Source organism: Algoriphagus sp. Y33, assembly GCF_014838715.1.
GTDB lineage: Bacteria > Bacteroidota > Bacteroidia > Cytophagales > Cyclobacteriaceae > Algoriphagus.
The window spans coordinates 6,035,184-6,051,409 of sequence record NZ_CP061947.1; the positions used below are offsets into that span (position 1 = coordinate 6,035,184).

The following is a 16,226-nucleotide window of genomic DNA, read 5'->3' on the forward strand; positions in this document are numbered from 1 at the left end:
CTAAAAATCAAGTAGCATGTCTGCCTGGGTTTGCAGCAAGTCCAAGTACAACCTGTTGGTGAGCAGGTTATCTGACATATTTTGCTCTATTTTAGCCAGTTTTGGCTTAAGAGCGAGGACATGCATTCCCAGATAATGGAAGATGTCGGTAAGGTGGCTCATTGCGATGCCACCGCCGCCTATTCCGGAAGAAATGCCCACTAGAGCACATTTTTTATTCCTAAATGTATTAGGATAAGTCATCCCGTCGATGAAAGTTTTTAGTATTCCCGGGAAAGAACCGTTGTATTCAGGCACAATGAAAACAAACTTTTTCCCATTAACCAACTGATCGTGAAACTCGTTATACAATTCATGTTTCCCGTTATTTTCATACAAGGCGTTCTCAACAAAATCTCCAGGTAAATTTTCCAATTCCAAGATTTCGGATTGCACCCCTCTTTCCTTTAAAATGCTTTGATAGAGCTCAGCGATGGTTTTGGAAACAGAATTTTTGCGGTTGGTTCCTACGATTATCTTGATCATTTTTTTGTTTTTTATGAAAGAACTACATTCTTGGCTCTGCAAAAGTTCGAAGATGCTCGGTAATTTATATATTTAGGGCTGGCAAATTAATCTCTATGAACTACCTAACTCAAATCTCAGAAGCAGCTTCGTTTATTCGTTCGCAATATACCAGTGATGTGTCAATCGCTATCATTCTTGGAACAGGGCTTGGACATTTGGGAGATCAGATCACCATTGAGAAAGAAATTGAATATGTTAATATCCCCCATTTCCCACTGGCTACAGTAGAAAGTCATTCAGGGAAATTGATTTTCGGGGAACTGTCAGGCAAAAAGGTCATGGCGATGAAAGGAAGGTTTCATTACTATGAAGGCTATTCTATGCAGCAAGTTACTTTTCCCATCCGTGTCATGAAGCAGCTCGGGGTGAAAACCTTACTCGTCTCAAATGCCTCCGGAGGGCTCAATCCTGATCAGGAAGTAGGGGATGTGATGTTGATCCGTGATCAAATCGATTTGTTTCCCGAAAGCCCTCTTCGAGGGAAGCATTACAATGAGTTTGGACCGAGATTTCCGGACATGAGCGATGCTTATTCCGCAAATTTGATTGCAATTGCGCTTGGATTTGCAAAAGAAAATAATTTCCGGGTGCATACGGGGGTTTATGTGGGAGTGCAGGGGCCAAATCTGGAAACTCCCGCAGAATACAAGTATCTACGGGGTATCGGAGCTGATGCTGTGGGAATGAGTACTGTGCCTGAAGTGATTGTAGCTAGGCAAATGGAGATAGAGGTTTTTGGGATTTCTGCGATCACCGACTTAGGTGTAGAAGGCAAAATTGAACCTGTTACCATCGCAGCTGTACTTGCAGCTGCCGCTAAAGCAGAGCCTATGATGGCCGAAATTATCAAGGAAGTGGTGAGGCAGATAGAGATAGATTGAAGGTAAAAACTCAATGGTTGTCCTACTTTTCCAAAAGCAGGACTAGATTTTTGTAACCGTATAGCCACATAGAGATCATAGAATAGAGTTTACCTATTTCTGTGCAAATGCTAATATTTTTCAATTTTACGATAGGATAAAATTCTGAGCATAAGGTGTCAGGTATGGGGATGCATGTTTTATTTCTCTCATTCAGAGCTTTTGGAGACAATTGAATTTCAACATAACCCAACCCTGAGGGTATTTAGGGCTTTCAGCCTTTTTTAGAATGGGGGTGGTTCATTAACCGTACTCTCTGCGGTAATCTCCATCTTCACTGTGAGCGCTTTTCATAGTTGTCCTGCTTCTCCAGAAGCTGGACTAAGTTGCTATTTTGCGCCATGGCGGGAGATAATAACACCTGTCTACCAGCTAGTAGGCTTATAGTCCTTCAGAAACTTGCCATTCCAGTGTTTTCCCGTATTAATCCCATCAAAGAGTGGATCCAGCACCCGGGCTGCTACATCGACTATATCCAGTGGGGGCTGGAAGTCGTGCAATTCTTGCTTTCGTTTAGCAAGTTCCACAGGATCCTCATCAGTTACCCAGCCTGTATCCACAGCATTGGTGTAAATCCCAAATTTAGGTAATTCAGCTGCAGAAGTCAGTGTCATCATATTCAATGCGGCCTTGGCCATGTTGGTATGGGGGTGTCTGGCTTCCTTATGAAACTGATGGAATTTCCCTTCCATTGCCGAGACATTGATGATGTGCTTTTTGCCCGTACAGTCTTTCTTCATAATGTTCACTAGGCGATTGCAAAGCACAAAAGGTGCAACAGAATTAACCAACTGTACTTCCAGCATTTCGTTGGTGTGGATTTCTCCCAGTTTCAGCCTCCAGCTGTTGGTTTTTCGTAAGTCCACTTGCTGAAGGTCTGCATCGAGTTTTCCGAGTGGAAAAATTTCTTCAGAACTTAAAGAATCGTCAATGCTATAGGGGATTTGTGTGAGCTTGGCAGAGGAAGTAAGTCCAATTCCCAATTGCTTTCCATGCCAGGATACAGGCAGGTTTTTGTTCTCTCCTTCGGCAAATTCCTGGCTCAGAATGCGGATCTCTTGAAGGCAAGCATGGTGATCGGAAAGTAGTTTTTGCGAAGCCGAAGAAAGATCAGACCGGGACAAGGATTCGTTTTCCATCAAATGCTGATAGAAACCGCTTGGTCTTCGGACTGTCTGGGCGGCATTGTTAATTAGCACATCCAGTCTTGCGTATCGTTGCTCGATGTAATTGCAAAAAATCTCCACACTAGGGATATGTCTCAAATCCAGTCCATGAATGTGAAGACGGTCACCCCATTCGCTGAAATCAGGCTCCTTGGCATACCGCAATGCAGAATCCACGGGAAACCTTGTCGTGGCTATCACCGTAGCTCCGGAGCGAAGCATCATTAGCGTGATCTGGTAGCCGATTTTCAGCCGGGAACCTGTGACCAAAACCACTTGATCTTTCAGGTCTGCCGTCTGGAAGCGCTTGGCATAATTGAAGTCTCCACAACTCGTACACATGGTGTCGTAGAAATGGTGAAGTCGGTCGAAGGATACCTTGCAAACATAACACGTTCTGGGAGATTCAAGTTGGAGAGCTTTATCTGCTTCCTTGCCTGTCAAGTCCAGCATGCGGGGAGCTATGAAAATCGAGGCATCCCGTGCGGAGCGAATTCCTGTAGCATTGCGGGCAGAACTGTCTTTAGCTGCGATTTTTTTTCGGTAGATTTTTTTTGCTCCTTTTTTTCGCTCTGCTAATTCCTCTTTGCTTGGTCGGGAAAATTGCCCGGCAGCCTTAAACAAAGCAAGCCTGCTTTCCTTTGGGATGTCAAAAATTTGATCCGTATCCGCATTCAAGCCTTCCAACACAGCAATGCACTGTGCGATATTTTCAGATGTGATTTTTAGGGTTTCAGGTAGTGCTTCCTTTTCCATGGTTATTGTACTTGCAAAGGCGTAAAAGTAGAGATTAAAAAATTGGGAAAAGAGTTTTTTGGGATGTGTAATGTAAAGCAAGGAGGTCATTTCTTGGTGTACTCCAAGTTATTGACAGCTTTGAAATAAATGCTTATTGGGCGGAGATTGCCATTTATTTATTAGGTACAATTTTCACTGCGAATAATACCGGTGTCTCTTAACTCCTGCCGCTGATTGAGATGGTGTGTGTAAAATATTATTCCATTTAAGTTAATTCATTTACTGAGTTACTAATATACCGAATTTGAGTAAAGTTTCGTTTTGAATAGGAATACTAAGTTAAAGTTTAACTTACTTTTTCTAATTTGGATAAATTGATGTGATTCTTTGCTTAAATAATACCCTATGTTTTATTTTTTTGAAGAAAAATTAAAAAATCTTAATATTTTTTGTTTTTTCCATTTTCGGAATATAATTCTGAATTCGTTTCTGTCTGGTGCTTGAAACATGATTTTTTTGGTGTTTTAAATGGATTAGCAGATTAATTACTTGAAATAGCCATTAATACAATAAAATAACCGGTTAATCGGAATATGCTCAGATTTTTTACCCTTGATTCTTTTAGATATGATTTTTATTGTTTTTAAGTATTTTTATTGTATTAATCTTGTTTATTTTAGTTTTTATTTAATGTTAATGACGATTTGAGCCATATTTTTTTATTCAGTTGAAAGGGATTTTATTTAGGCATCAACCAAATAAATACCTTATGAAAAAAGCTTTACTAAGTGCTGCTTTGCTTCTGACTACAGTCCTCTGTTTTGAGGCTTTGGGGCAACAGCGGGTAATTACCGGGACGGTAATTTCCGAAGAGGACGGTCTCGGCCTGCCTGGAGCAACCGTGGTCGTAAAGGGCACTTCACTGGGGATTACCACCGATCTGGATGGTAATTATTCCATTGCAGTACCTGACGGTTCTGGAGTATTGGTTTACTCTTTTGTAGGTTTAAAATCCACAGAAGAAGTAATCGGTAACAGATCGATTATTAATGTTACTCTTATGACCGATGCGGCGCAGCTCAATGAAGTAGTTGTGACGGCGATAGGTGTTGAAAGAGAGAAAAAGGCGCTGGGTTATGCGGTTTCCTCCGTCGGAAGTGAGCAGCTGGAAAACAGACCGGAGCAGGATGTCGCACGGGTTTTACAGGGGAAAGTTCCCGGAGTGAGTATAACCTCTACCAATGGAATGTCTGGATCAGGTACAAACATGGTAATAAGGGGTTATTCCTCTGCCACGGGTTCAAACCAGCCCTTGTTTGTAGTAGATGGCGTGCCGTTCAACACGAGTACGAATGCCACCAACAGCTTTAGTACAGGGGGGGCGACTACCTCTTCCCGTTTCTTGGATATAGATCCAAACAACATCGAGAGTATGTCGGTCTTAAAAGGCTTGTCTGCTACAGTATTGTATGGTGACCAGGGCAGAAACGGTGTAATCCTGATTACTACCAAATCAGGTTCTTCCAAGCGGAAAAGTGCTGAGGTGACCATCAACCAGTCTTTCTTTTCAAATAAGGCTGCATCTCTGCCCACCTTTGGTACTGAGTATGGAAATGGATTCCAGCAGGCTCCCGGCTTCTTCTTTTCCAACTTTGGGCCTAGATTGGATGAAGGGCGTACGATCAATCACCCGATCGCATCCTCCTCCGTTGCAGCTATCAGAAATGCATTCCCTGAGTTCTGGGTGGATGGTATAGTGGGAGGAACTCCTATCCAATATGAATACAAGGCATATGCAGATCCTTCGGAAGTGTTTTTCCGAACCGGATTAGTAAGTAATTCATCCGTCCAGATTGCAGGTGGCTCTGACAAAACGGGCTACAGTGCCAGTTTTGGTTATACTGATGACGAAGGCTTTACCCCGGGAAATAAATTGGTTAAGTATAATTTTGGTTTAGGGGTGAACTCGGCTGTCACGGATAAACTGAGTATTAATTCCTCGTTTACATTTGCTATTACAGATCTTGAGACACCTCCTGTAAATGCGGCGCGGGGTTCCGGTCCTGATAACGGTGTGCCCTCTGTATTTGCGCACGTACTGTATACCCCTAGATCTGTGGACCTTGGAGGCTTGCCATTCGAAAATCCAATAGATAATAGTTCGGTATATTTTAGAGGAGGTAATGATATCGTCAATCCGCTTTGGCTGGTGAAATATTACAAAAACACTTCTGATGTAAAGAGGTTTTTTAATGCTACTTCTTTGGTATATGATTTCAATGACAACTTCTCTGCTACCTATAGGGTAGGTTTAGATACTTATTCCGAGTTGCAGGAAGCTATGTATAATAAGGGGGCGGGAAGTGGTGATGCCGCTGTTCAGTCCGGTTATTATCGTTCTATTAATATTGTAAACACTATTTGGAATCAAGATCTGGTGTTTAATTGGAAGAAGGAATTGTCGGATAAGCTTGGTTTCAGTGCTTTGCTTGGAGGGAACAGCAGGTATGATACCTACTCTCAAAATGGAATTGCTTCCCAGGGACAACTGGCTTTTGGGTTATTCAGACACAATAACTTTACCAGTTCCGCTTCCACAGAGCCATCAGCATTTGGGGGAAGAAGTCTGAACACTACCGAAGAACAGCGAAGATTGGGGATATATGGGACTATTACTTTGGATTATTCCAACTTCCTCTATCTAAACATTTCTGCAAGAAATGACTGGACTTCTACCGTTGAAGAAGATAATCGCAGAATCCTGTACCCGGGAGCTTCTGTATCCTTCATACCGACTTCAGCTTTCAACTGGAATTCTGCCACATTGAATGAGCTTAAATTAAGATTGGGCTATGGAACCTCGGCTGGTTTTCCTTCTCCGTATCGAACGAGAAATACATTGGATCAGAATGCGATAGCATTTGCGAGGGACGGTTCCGTGACCCAGACCCACTCTGTTTCAAACCAGTTGGGAAATTCAAACCTAAAACCTGAATTGATTGAAGAACTGGAGTTTGGTGTAGAAGCAGCGATGTTCAACGGGAAATTAAACTTTGATATCTCATTGTTTGAGAAAAACACCAATGATTTGATCACGGATTCGCCTATTGATCCTGCTACTGGTTTTACCACAACGCTTATCAATATTGGTAATATCAGAACTAGAGGTGTTGAATTTCAGGCTAACGTGAATCCTGTTTCTACAGCATCCGGGTTTACTTGGAACTCTATCGTAAACTGGAGTTTATACAGATCGGTTACTACAGAATTGGGTGCCGGATTAACTGAGGTTGTTGTTTCGGGTGGCACTGCACTGGGTAACTTTGCGATTCCGGGTGAACCTTTCAACGTTATCAAAGGAACAGGCTTTGCCAGAGATCCGGATGGCAATCCTATTGTACTATCTGATGGGATATACCAGGCTGATCCAAATGTGAAAATAATCGGTGATCCTAATCCTAAATGGACGGGTTCTTGGATCAACACTGTTTCTTTCAAAGGATTTAGTTTGACTGCGATGATGGAGTACAGGCACAAGGGAGATATTTATTCCACCACTGTGACATCTACATTAGCCAGAGGGGTGACTAAGGATCCTGTTGCAGACAGAGAACTTGCGTTCATCATGCCCGGTGTGAGACAGGACGGTGTAAATGAAGACGGTACTCCGCGCTACATTAAAAACGATATTCAGATAAGTGCTTCTGATTACTTTTTCTCAGGTTATCAGGGTAGAACCAATGAGCCTAACCTTTTTGACGGCTCCACCATCCGGCTTCGTGAGGTTTCTTTGGGGTATGAATTGCCAAAGGGCTTGATTGCAAAGACACCTTTCAAAAGAGCTTCAGTGGCAGTCAGTGGAACAAACTTGTGGTTTAAGGCGCTTAATTTTCCTCCAAACATGAATTTTGATACAGATGTACTGGGGACAGGTGTTGGTAATGGTCTTGGTTTTGATTTCGTAACCGGTCCAAGCTCCAGAAGATTTGGCGGAACTGTAACACTTACATTCTAAATACCAAAAACAGATACTAAAATGAAAAGATATATATATAGTCTCATCTGCGCAGTAATGTTGCTTTTGGTTTCTTCCTGTGAGCTTGATCTATTGGATGATCCTAACAAAGTAACACCAACATTAGCGTCTCCTAATTTTCTGCTGAATCGTATTCAGTTGGATTATAAGGATTTCTATAATGCATTGAGTAACACAGGTATGAGCTTGACCCGAATTGTCAATCAGGGAAGTGCTCAATACGAAAGTGCCTATACGCCACAGTCGACAAATGGTTGGTGGTCTAATTCCTATGCAAATATCCTGGCGGATATTAACTTTCTAGTGCCATTGGCAGAGGAGTTAAACTACCAAAGGCATCTGGGCATTGCAAAAACAATAAAAGCAATGGTGCTTTTTAATCTAGTGGACTCATATGGTGATGTTCCATTGAGTGAGGCACTTGATCCTTTAAATTACTTTCCAAAGGTAGACCCTGGTGCTTCGGTTTATGAAGCTGCATTTATGGCCTTGAATGAAGCTGCTGTACATTTTACGGCCACTACCTCCATGGATACTACTCCGCTAAATGATTATTATTACGGTAGAGATTATGCGAAATGGATTAGACTGGTGAATACGTTAAAGTTGAGATATTACATCAATACTAAGTTGGTGAATCAGGCTGCATCTACTGCGGGGATCAGTGCTTTGGTTGCAGAGGGTAATATGCTTAAAGGGGGCGATGATTTCGTATTCAGATTTGGCACCTCAAATGCTAACCCTGACTCAAGACATCCAAGCTTTACCGGCTCATATACCTCAGGTGGAGGTACTTATCACTCTACCTATTACATGTGGCATATGACTGAGGCTAAGGGGTTTGATGACCCAAGAGCTAGGTACTATTGGTACCGTCAGGTAACGGTAAACTCTACCAATCCTGATGAAATCGAATGTATTACTCAGATTGCGCCTCCTCAATATTTAGTGGGTAATTTCATCTACTGTCTTCCGGGTAAAAGAGGTTACTGGGGTCGTGATCACCTAGATCCAGACGGTGTACCGCCGGATGGGTTGAAAAGAACAGTGTGGGGCTTGTATCCTGCAGGTGGTAGATTTGATAACGATTCCGGTGCTCCTACAAACAATCCTTCGTTGGGGGCTCAAGGCGCAGGTCTATATCCTATTATGCTGGCTGCTTACGTTGATTTTATGCTGGCTGAGGCAGCTTTGACTCTTAATGCAGATGCTGCCGCTGCTAAATCTTACATGCTTTCTGCGGTGGAGAAGCACATGGATTTTGTGACTGATTTTGCTGCTTCTTCCAGGGAATCCGCTAATGTATCGGATTTCTATGCCAGCCAAAACCGTAATATTTCTGCGGAGGTTGCTTCTTATCTTACTTACGTGGGCAATGAATACGATGTTGCTTCAAATAAAATGTACATCATTGGCCGCGAATACTGGTTGTCATTGTTTGGTAACGGAGTAGAGTCTCTAAACCTATACAAGAGGACTGGCCAGCCGCAAGGCATGCAGCCGGGACTTGAAGAAGATCCAGGATTATTTCCCCGCTCATTCTTATACCCTAATAACTACATGGTTACAAATAACAATGCTGTTCAGAAATCCAGTTTGGGTGCACAGGTGTTCTGGGATACAAATCCAGCCGGCAATGCTTGGATTTACTAATCACTAAAATTGATACACTATGAAAATGATAAAATATAATTTGGGAGTCTTGTTATGCGCTACGCTGCTACTAAGTTCCTGTCGTGATTTTGTGGATCCGAATATCCCTTACTCTGAATTTGATACAGGGGCGTATTTAAGGACAATTGACAGAACAAGTGTAGATTTTGATCTTGGTGATCTGGAAAACTCCACATTTGCACTCACACTTGAGGCGGTAGATATAGAAGACGGTGCTACCGTAGAGACGGTAGAGATCATGGTTCAGCACCGAAGATTGATTCCTGATGTGGGCTTGGAATATACCCCTTCAGCAGCTCCTGTATTGATTAAAACGCTACAGCTTTCTGATTTTAGTCCAAATGATGAATCTAGATTCCTGAGAACTAGCTTTGTGATTACGGCAGCTGAGGCGTTGGCTGCTATCGGAATGACTAATGACTATGTAGCCTGCGATGATGTCTTTGAATTCAGCTTGAACTTGACTGATAAATTTGGAAGGTCATTCAATAGAGGAAATGTGTCCGGGAATATTGCGGGAGCCCCATTTTATGATTCTCCGTTTCAGTATTTTGTAGATGTGGAATGTGAGTAAGGCTATATTGAAATGATAGTATGATTTAATCGGCAGCGCTGAAGGGCGCTGCCTTTTTCTATTAAAGCCTATTTTAGATTAAAGGGCGTAATTGAAATGTGGATACGGTAGAATGTTCATTGAGGGGTGTTAGTATTGGAGTGATAACCGCATCTTTCTAAGCGTCAGTGTGATATTCTGAGGTATGGCTCTGAGGTTTACTTTCATTCTTGTTTAGGACCAAACAATTCTCGGGCAACAGTGTTTTGGTATACCTGAAGTGAATCTAGCGTCAAGTTCCTTTAGGCATGTACTTTTTACGAAAGGAGTTAGTGTTCGCCTATTTCGTGAGGGAGCTTGAATCTTATTTACAGGGCTTTGGAGTTTCTATAGGCAATACCACAGTTTTATTGTTCAGTTTAAGGATTTTTCACATAATTTATCTTTTAAGGATGAGTAAGTATTCGGTAAGGCAAATAAGCAGTTTTTTATTGTTGAATTAAGGGCTTAGCTTTGAATTCTTCTTTAAGAATTAAATATGGATAAGTTTTCTTATATCGCTAATGCTCACGTGTCCTACATCGATGAGCTTTACTCTTCTTATAAGAGTGACCCAGAATCAATCGACCTAAGCTGGAAAGAATTTTTCGACGGCTTTGACTTTGCGCTGACCAATTATGGTGATGGAGAAAACATGGCTTCATCAAATGGGAAGGCTGTTGTTCCTGCTAAGAATGGAGCATTGGCCACTCCTGGCACCATCATGGACATGGAGCAGTTGCCAAAGGAAATTAAGGTTAGAGCTTTGATACATGCGTATCGCTCCAGAGCTCACTTGAGATCGAAGACCAACCCTGTACGGGAACGTAGGGATAGAAAAGCATTAATTGACCCTCAGGATTTTGGTTTAGGCCCAGAGGACATGAATATGGAATTCCAAGCTGGAAATGAGATTGGAATCGGAAATGCCAAATTGTCAAAGATATTGGATTCACTGAAGTCTATTTATGAAGGATCAGTGGGATTTGAATACTTATATATACGTGATCCTGAGATGTTGGATTGGTTTAAAACCAAAGTCGAAAAAGAAGCTTTGGCTTTTAATCCTACTCACGAAGAGAAAAAGAGGATTCTGTCGAAGTTAAACCAGGCAGTGGTTTTTGAGAACTTTTTGCATACCAAATACCTTGGTCAGAAGCGCTTCTCTCTTGAAGGAGGGGAAAGTACTATCCCATTTTTGGATGCTTTGATCAATACTTCTTCCCTGTTGGGGGTGAGGGAAGTAATGATTGGGATGGCCCATCGGGGGCGTCTGAATGTGCTGGCTAATATTATGGGCAAAACCTACGAACAGATTTTTTCTGAATTCGAAGGGACGGCAAAGCCGGATTTGACTATGGGTGACGGCGATGTGAAGTACCACATGGGCTATTCCAGCGATATTGTTACACATTCAGAAAACAAGGTTCACTTGAAATTGGCTCCAAACCCTTCTCACTTGGAGGCAGTGGATCCAGTGGTAGAGGGTTTCCTTCGCGCAAAAATCGATTCTGAATACAAAGGTGACGTTTCGAAAGTGCTTCCTATTTTGATTCACGGAGATGCAGCTGTCGCGGGACAAGGCATTGTTTATGAAGTGACTCAGATGGAGAGCCTGAAAGGATATAATACGGGTGGTACTATCCACTTTGTGATTAATAACCAAGTAGGGTTTACAACGGATTTTGACGATGCACGATCTTCTATCTACTGTACTGATGTAGCTAAAATCATCGATGCCCCGGTAATCCATGTGAATGGTGATAATGCGGAGGCTGTAGTATTTGCTGCCAAACTTGCAGCGGAATTCAGGCAGAAGTTTAGCCGTGATATTTTTGTGGATATGGTTTGCTACAGACGTCATGGACACAACGAATCTGATGAGCCGAAATTCACGCAGCCGGAACTCTATAATATCATTTCCAAGCATCCGAATCCAAGAGAGATTTACGTGAAACGATTGGCAGAGCGTGGTGATGTGGAGGCAAAATTGGCTTCGCAAATGGATGAGGAATTCAGACAATTATTACAGGATCGTCTGAATTTGGTGAAGGAAAAGCCGCTTCCTTATCAGGCTACCCGCTTTGAGCAGGAGTGGAGCAATTTGAGAAGATCCAAGCCGGAAGACTTTGATCAATCTCCGGAAACCGGGATTAGTCAAGAGTTGATCGAAAAAGTTGCTGAAGCACTTACCGTGATCCCGAAAGGGTTCAAGCCATTGAAGCAAATAGAGGCGCAGCTGAAACAGCGCAAGGAAATGTTTTTCCAATCAAAAACTTTGAACTGGGCTGCTGCTGAACTGCTAGCTTATGGTTCTTTGACTCTGGAGGGAAAGACAGTCCGATTGACAGGTCAAGATGTGCAAAGAGGTACCTTCTCTCACCGTCATGCGGTACTTCATGATGCAAATACCAATAAAGCCTACAATTCCCTAAAGGAAATGAAGGACAGAAAAGGGGACTTTTACATTTACAATTCTCTGCTTTCTGAATATGCCGTATTGGGTTTCGAATATGGATACGCCATGGCAAACCCAAATGCATTAACAATCTGGGAAGCTCAGTTTGGTGATTTCGCCAACGGCGCACAGACCATGATCGACCAATTTATCACTTCCGGGGAATCAAAATGGCAGAAAATGAATGGGTTGGTAATGTTGCTCCCTCACGGCTATGAAGGTCAAGGTCCGGAGCATTCCAATGCCCGACCCGAGAGGTTCCTTCAGCTGGCGGCAGAGTATAATACGATAGTTGCAAATGTAACGGAGCCTTCGAATTTCTTTCACTTGCTAAGACGACAGTTGGCGTGGGAATTCAGAAAGCCATGTATCGTAATGTCTCCCAAGTCTCTTTTGAGACACCCGAAAGTAGTTTCCCCACTTTCCGAGTTTACCGAAGGTTCCTTCAGGGAAGTGCTTCCTGATACCACGGTGAATGCAAAAGAAGTGAAACGCGTTGTGCTTTGTTCGGGAAAAATCTATTACGACTTGGAAGAAGCCCGTGAGAAGGAAAAAGTAAAAGATGTAGCACTAGTTAGAATAGAACAATTGCACCCACTTCCAAAAAAGAAAATGTTGGAAGTACTGGCCGGTTATCCGGAAGCGGAGATAGTTTGGGTTCAGGAAGAGCCATCAAACATGGGCTATTGGAATTATATTCTTAGACTGCTTTACAAGGAGTTGCCTATGGAAGTGATTGCCAGAAAAGCCAGTGCTTCTCCTGCGACGGGTTATAATAAAGTCCACGTGGAAGAGCAAAAAAGTATTATAGCTCAAGCACTTAAATTGAAATAATTACAGCTCTTTTGATTAAGACATCCAAAATAATCGTATCATTTTGTTCCTCTCTTTTTAAGAATAAAAGGGAAAAAAAGAAAAACTTATGAGCAAAGAAATTAAAGTTCCGGCTGTAGGAGAGTCCATCACGGAGGTGACGATCGGCCAATGGTTTAAAAAAGATGGAGACGAGGTTCAAATGGACGAAGTTCTATGTGAATTGGAATCCGATAAAGCCACGTTTGAGTTGCCGGCAGAAGCGGCAGGTGTACTTAAAATCAAAGCTCAAGAAGGAGATGTGTTGGAAATAGGAGCTGTGATCTGCGAGATTGATGAGGCTGGAACTCCGGGTAAATCCGCGGAGAGTAAGTCGGCTGAAGATTCGGAAAAAGCCAAAGAAGAAACCAAATCATCAGGCACTAAATCTACAGGGGAAGTGAAGGAGATGGTGGTTCCTACCGTAGGTGAATCCATCACTGAGGTTACCTTGGCTAATTGGCTAAAAAGTGATGGGGATTATGTGAAGTTGGATGAAATAATCGCGGAAGTAGATTCCGATAAAGCGACTTTTGAATTACCCGCTGAGGCATCGGGAATTCTTCGCCATGTAGCCCAAGAGGGTGATGTGCTTGAGATCGGTGGAATGATCTGTAAGATAGAAGTAACAGAAGGTGAGCCGACAGAAGTAGCTTCTTCGGAATCTCCGACTGCTCCGGCACCTTCAGCCAGTTCAGGGAACACAAATTATGCTACAGGACATGCTTCTCCTGCAGCGTCCAAGATTTTGGCTGAAAAAGGTGTTTCTCCCGAATCTGTGAAAGGAACAGGCAAAGACGGTAGAATTACAAAAGAAGATGCCCAATCGGCTCAAAAGCCGGCTTCTGCTCAGGCAAAAGCTGAAAGCAAATCTGCTGTAAGTTCAGCTCCCGCTCCGGTTGCAGGATCTAGAAATGAGCGCAGGGAGAAAATGTCCTCATTGAGAAAAACTGTTGCCAGAAGGCTGGTGTCAGTGAAAAATGAGACAGCAATGCTCACTACATTCAATGAAGTGAACATGAAGCCAATTATGGATTTAAGATCCAAATTCAAAGAGCAATTCAAAGAGAAACATGGTGTGGGGCTTGGATTTATGTCCTTCTTCACCAAAGCGGTGTGTGTAGCGCTTCAAGAGTGGCCATCCGTTAACGCCAAAATTGACGGAAATGAGATTGTTTTCAATGATTTCTGCGACATCTCTATTGCTGTATCCGCTCCAAAAGGGCTGGTGGTTCCGGTGATCAGAAATGCTGAAGCCATGAGTTTTGACCAGATCGAAAAAGAAGTGGTAAGACTAGCCGGTAAGGCCAGGGACAATAAGCTTTCTATCGAGGAGATGACTGGTGGAACATTCACCCTGACAAATGGTGGTATCTTCGGTTCGATGATGTCCACGCCGATTATCAATGCTCCGCAATCAGCCATTCTGGGAATGCACAACATCGTGCAGCGCCCCATGGCTGTGAATGGAGAAGTGGTCATTCTTCCGATGATGTATGTGGCCCTTTCTTACGATCACCGAATCATCGATGGGCGCGAGTCAGTGAGCTTTCTGGTAAGGGTGAAAGAATTGCTTGAAGATCCGACCAGGTTGTTGTTTGGAGTTTAAAAAATATCTAGTAACCAGTACAAAGTATCAAGTAGGTAGCTTATTAAGTGAGTGTACTGGAAAGCTTTCCTATTTTGATGCATAAAAGTTTCAATTTAAAGTAAGTGGAGGTCTTGATACTCGATACTTGCTACTAAAATCTAAAAACATGTATGACGTTATAGTAATTGGTTCCGGTCCGGGTGGATATGTCGCAGCAATTCGATGCGCACAGCTAGGGTTGAAGACCGCCATTGTCGAAAAATATCCTACGCTTGGAGGTACCTGTCTTAATGTAGGCTGTATCCCTTCCAAAGCACTTTTGGATTCCTCTGAGCATTACCACAATGCGGCTCATACGTTCAAGACCCATGGGATAAATCTAAGCAACCTGAAAGTAGATCTGAAACAGATGATCACTAGAAAGGATGATGTGGTAAAGCAAAACACAGATGGTATTCAGTACCTGATGAAGAAGAATAAAATCGACGTTCATCAGGGAGTTGGTTCGTTCGTGGATAAAACCACGGTGAAAGTCACCAAGAACGACGGATCATCTTCCGATATTCAGGGTAAAAATATAATCATAGCCACTGGGTCTAAGCCCTCTTCATTGCCTTTCATCAAGCTGGACAAAGACAGAGTGATCACCTCTACTGAAGCGTTGAACCTGAAAGAGATACCAAAACACCTAGTTGTGATCGGCGGTGGTGTGATTGGTTTGGAATTGGGTTCTGTCTATGCGAGAATGGGAGCAAAGGTTTCTGTGATTGAATTTATGGATTCGCTTATCCCTACCATGGATCGTACCATGGGCAAAGAACTCCAAAAGTCCTTGAAAAAAATCGGCTTTGAATTTTTCTTAAAGCATAAAGTGACTGCAGTGGAAGCCAAAGGCAAAGAAGTTACTGTTAAAGCTGAAGACTCTAAGGGAGAAACGATCGAGGTGAAAGGGGATTATGTCTTGGTTTCTATCGGCAGAAAACCATACACTGATGGCTTGAATGCTGAAGCTGCCGGAGTGAAGATCACTGATAGAGGTCAGATCGAAGTCAATGATCATTTACAGACCAATGTACCGAATATCTATGCGATAGGAGATGTGGTGAAAGGTGCCATGCTAGCGCATAAGGCTGAAGAGGAAGGCGTATTTGTGGCTGAAACCATTTTAGGTCAAAAGCCACACATTAATTACAATCTGATTCCCGGTGTAGTATATACTTGGCCTGAAGTAGCGGCTGTAGGTTTTACTGAGGAACAGCTGAAGGAAAAAGGCATTAAGTACAAAACGGGGAAGTTTCCATTTATGGCTTCCGGACGTGCAAGAGCGTCTATGGATACAGATGGATTGGTAAAGGTTCTGGCAGACGCTGAGACGGATGAGATTCTGGGAGTACATATGATCGGCCCAAGAACTGCGGATATGATCGCTGAAGCTGTGGTGGCTATGGAATATCGGGCCTCAGCGGAAGATATCGCCAGAATGTCCCATGCACACCCGACTTACACAGAAGCATTCAAAGAAGCTTGTTTGGCTGCTACAGACAATAGAGCACTGCATATTTAAGGTAGAAAATAGAGTTATAGAAGAGACCATTCGGAGAGATTCGGATGGTTTTTTTCTTTTTGGGGAAA

9 protein-coding genes are annotated in these 16,226 nt (G+C 42.8%); 7 read left to right on the forward strand and 2 right to left on the reverse strand.

What is annotated here, in order from left to right:
• Positions 1 to 525, reverse strand: coding sequence for an NADPH-dependent FMN reductase (locus ID165_RS24910; RefSeq protein WP_192348093.1), 525 nt, complete (start codon positions 523 to 525; stop codon positions 1 to 3).
• A gap of 95 nt (positions 526 to 620) precedes the next feature.
• Between ID165_RS24910 and ID165_RS24915 the strand changes: the two genes are divergently transcribed.
• The gene (locus tag ID165_RS24915; protein WP_192348094.1) at positions 621 to 1,448 is read left to right on the forward strand and encodes a purine-nucleoside phosphorylase; all 828 of its coding nucleotides are present in this window, start codon (positions 621 to 623) and stop codon (positions 1,446 to 1,448) included.
• A 404-nt stretch (positions 1,449 to 1,852) separates the two neighbouring features.
• Here the strand turns inward: ID165_RS24915 and ID165_RS24920 are convergent, their stop codons facing one another.
• The gene (locus ID165_RS24920) at positions 1,853 to 3,409 is read right to left on the reverse strand and encodes an SDR family NAD(P)-dependent oxidoreductase (protein WP_192348095.1); all 1,557 of its coding nucleotides are present in this window, start codon (positions 3,407 to 3,409) and stop codon (positions 1,853 to 1,855) included.
• 751 nt (positions 3,410 to 4,160) lie between these two features.
• On the opposite strand from ID165_RS24920, the gene ID165_RS24925 reads away from it, so the two are divergent.
• The 6 genes from ID165_RS24925 to lpdA all read left to right on the forward strand — a co-directional run bounded on the left by ID165_RS24925 (position 4,161) and on the right by lpdA (position 16,158).
• Positions 4,161 to 7,406, forward strand: a complete 3,246-nt coding sequence (locus ID165_RS24925; protein WP_192348096.1) for a SusC/RagA family TonB-linked outer membrane protein — start codon at positions 4,161 to 4,163, stop codon at positions 7,404 to 7,406.
• A 21-nt stretch (positions 7,407 to 7,427) separates the two neighbouring features.
• Positions 7,428 to 9,080, forward strand: a complete 1,653-nt coding sequence (locus ID165_RS24930; RefSeq protein WP_192348097.1) for a SusD/RagB family nutrient-binding outer membrane lipoprotein — start codon at positions 7,428 to 7,430, stop codon at positions 9,078 to 9,080.
• A gap of 19 nt (positions 9,081 to 9,099) precedes the next feature.
• Positions 9,100 to 9,675: a hypothetical protein gene (locus tag ID165_RS24935; RefSeq protein ID WP_192348098.1), complete on the forward strand. Its 576-nt coding sequence runs from the start codon at positions 9,100 to 9,102 to the stop codon at positions 9,673 to 9,675.
• A 517-nt stretch (positions 9,676 to 10,192) separates the two neighbouring features.
• Entirely contained in the window at positions 10,193 to 12,985 is a 2,793-nt protein-coding gene (locus ID165_RS24940; RefSeq protein WP_192348099.1) for a 2-oxoglutarate dehydrogenase E1 component, read from the forward strand.
• Positions 12,986 to 13,073: 88 nt separating this feature from the next.
• Positions 13,074 to 14,612, forward strand: a complete 1,539-nt coding sequence (odhB, locus tag ID165_RS24945; protein WP_192348100.1) for a 2-oxoglutarate dehydrogenase complex dihydrolipoyllysine-residue succinyltransferase — start codon at positions 13,074 to 13,076, stop codon at positions 14,610 to 14,612.
• 148 nt (positions 14,613 to 14,760) lie between these two features.
• Entirely contained in the window at positions 14,761 to 16,158 is a 1,398-nt protein-coding gene (gene lpdA / locus ID165_RS24950) for a dihydrolipoyl dehydrogenase (protein ID WP_192348101.1), read from the forward strand.
• The last annotated feature ends 68 nt before the right edge of the window (positions 16,159 to 16,226 follow it).